Raw genomic sequence first — 2,796 nt, 5'->3', positions numbered from 1 at the left:
CGTCAATACGGTTGGAGCGTGGCACTATCACAATACGGGTTGGGCTTTCGTGGTCTGATTCATCGCGTAAGTCCGACACCATCGGCAGCTTTTTGGCATTCATCTGCGCGGCAATTTGTTCCAGCACCTTAGAACCAGAGGTTTGGTGTGGCAAAGCGGTGATGACAATATCACCCTCTTCCTGGGTATAAATAGCGCGCATCCGCACTGAACCACGGCCGGTTTCGTATATGGCCTGCAGTTCGTGTTTAGGGGTAATAATTTCGGCATCGGTCGGATAATCCGGCCCTTGCACAAACTGCAATAAATCAAGCACTTGCGCTGTCGGATTATCCAGTAAATGGCAGGCGGCAGCGGCAATTTCACGCACGTTATGGGGTGGAATATCGGTGGCCATACCCACGGCAATACCGGTAATACCGTTCAGCAAAATATGTGGCAAGCGGGCCGGCAGCGTTTTGGGTTCATCCAGAGTACCGTCAAAGTTGGGAACCCAATCGACAGTGCCCTGCCCCAGTTCGCTCAGCAGCAGTTCGCTAAAACGTGATAACTTGGCTTCGGTATAACGCATGGCGGCAAAAGATTTTGGATCATCAGGTGCACCCCAGTTGCCCTGACCGTCCACCAGCGGATAACGGTAAGAAAAGGGTTGTGCCATCAGCACCATAGCTTCATAACAGGCGCTATCACCATGAGGATGAAACTTACCCAGCACGTCGCCCACTGTTCTGGCAGATTTTTTAAATTTGGCCAGATGGGACAAACCCAGTTCAGACATGGCATAAATAATACGTCTTTGTACCGGTTTTAATCCGTCACCAATAAAAGGCAAAGCCCGGTCCATAATGACGTACATCGAATAGTTCAGATAAGCGTCTTCGGTAAAACGTCTTAACGGTAATTGCTCCAGCCCATCGGCTGTTACGACGATCTCGGTCATCTTGTTATCCACATCAGCTTAAATCACGGGTTGCCGGCTTTAACATGGCCTGCTGTAAAGCACGGCGCCGGCTCCATTGCCACCATAACAACGTCAATAATATCATTGAAGTACAGGCAAAAATGCCAATCCATAACCACTGCATCTGGCGGTTACGTTCAATTTCCTGTAATCGCAGCGCCTGTAGTTCATTGTCTTTTTCCAGCAAAGCGTTGCGTGCCTGCTGGCGCTCTGCGTCAAAACTCAGCCGCAGCTTTTGCACATCTAAGTCACGTTCATCGTCTTGCAAGTCGATATAAGCTTTAAAATATTTATCCAGGGTGTAATAGGCTTTTTCAAAATCACCACTGTCGGCATAAAGTTTGGCGCGCAGGTTGTCAAAATGCAGCAGATAAAAACGATCAGAGGTATTTTTGCTGCCATCCAGCTGCTGACTGGCCAGCGCTACTTCCTGCAACGCCAAATTAATCTGTCCTAAGCTGCGGTATATTTGCGCTTTAATAAAATGATGTTCGCTGATTTGAAAAGTCGACTGCAAATTAGGCAGATAAGTTTCGGCTTTTTCAATGTAAGTAATTGCAGCGTCTAGTTTTTTCACGTCCCGACTGGTGCCGGCCAAACCAATATAGGCATAATACAAACTAATAGGATCTTCCTGCTCTAAACTGACTTTCAGCATCTGATCAAAAATTTCTAAGGCCTTTTCCGGCTTTTTTAAATAACGGTACGTTGAAGCCAGGTTATACCAGACGGTCAGTTTGCTTTTTACCCAGCCAAGCTCATCAAACAAGCGGAACGACTCTTCCAGAAATTGTCTTGCTTCATCGTCAATGCCTAAAGTGACATACATCAGACCCAGTTCAGCCTGTACCAGCGCCAACATTTCTTTATCTTTGAGTTTCACTGCCCTGTCATAAGCCCGTTTGAGCATATCCAGCGCTTTGGGATCTTCACTGTCTTCGGCCAGCATGGCTGCCAGATTGGTCATGCCCTGAATAATCAGCTTTTCATCCTTCAGCTGTTCTGCCAGCGCCATGCCTTTTTGGTAATAATCGTTGGCGGCTTCATATTCACGTTGGGTTTCCAGCGCAAAGCCCATGCCAAACAACAGCTCAACCCGGACTTTACTCTGCTCATTGTTGGTCAATGCCAGACCCCGTTCTGCCACACTGAGCTGATCACGATAACGGCCCAGCACTTCATATATCAGGGACAATTCGTTCAGCCATGCCGCCTGCAACTGGACTGGCCAATTACCAAACTCGGCTTCATGCTGGCGAGCCAGCTGCAACATGGCTTCTGGTTTTTTATATTTATGCTGTTGGATCTGTAACAGCCAGTCCGGTAATGTTGTGTTGTCTTGTGCCTGCAAAGGCAGGCAACAACAGGTGCACAACAATAAAAAGACGGCCCACAACTTTTGGCTTTTCATAAGAATAATCATGCATCCTTGTTGCGTATTTAAACAAAGCACAGGCAGTATACCCAGAACAGCGCACTACGCAATGATGGCGCGGTCACCCTTCATTTCTAACCAGTCGCGTCTGTCATTGGCACGTTTTTTCGCCAATAACATGTCCATCATGTCAAAAGTCTGCTGTACATCGTCTATGGTGAGCTGCACCAGACGGCGGGTGTTTGGGTCCATCGTGGTTTCACGCAGCTGCAAAGGGTTCATTTCACCCAAACCTTTAAAACGCTGTACATTCACTTTGCCCCGTTTTTTCTCGGCTTCCAACCGGTCTAACACGCCATTTTTTTCTTCTTCATCAAGGGCATAATAAACGTCTTTGCCAATATCAATACGATATAAAGGCGGCATAGCAACAAACACATGGCCCTGTTCCACCAGAGTG

Annotated in this window: 2 protein-coding genes and 1 pseudogene; all 3 read right to left on the bottom strand. The window is 47.5% G+C overall.

Annotated features, from left to right (window positions below):
• On the bottom strand, window positions 1–940 hold a 940-nt coding region (locus RCH83_RS00015), incomplete at its 3' end, for a DNA gyrase subunit A (RefSeq protein ID WP_306517886.1).
• 13 nt (window positions 941–953) lie between these two features.
• Window positions 954–2,372, bottom strand: coding sequence for a tetratricopeptide repeat protein (locus RCH83_RS00010; protein ID WP_306517884.1), 1,419 nt, complete (start codon window positions 2,370–2,372; stop codon window positions 954–956).
• A 66-nt stretch (window positions 2,373–2,438) separates the two neighbouring features.
• Window positions 2,439–2,796, bottom strand: a pseudogene (locus RCH83_RS00005) (DNA topoisomerase IV subunit B); the annotation flags it as partial.

The sequence above is a fragment of the Rheinheimera sp. genome (genome assembly GCF_030824435.1).
Lineage (GTDB): Bacteria > Pseudomonadota > Gammaproteobacteria > Enterobacterales > Alteromonadaceae > Pararheinheimera.
The sequence above is the reverse complement of the archived record's forward strand: the minus strand, read 5'-3'. Positions and strand labels throughout refer to the sequence as shown.

Excerpts from the sequence above, each read along its gene's own strand:
- RCH83_RS00010 (WP_306517884.1), bottom strand. The coding sequence starts at position 2,372 with ATGAAAAGCCAAAAGTTGTGGGCCGTCTTTTTATTGTTGTGCACCTGT.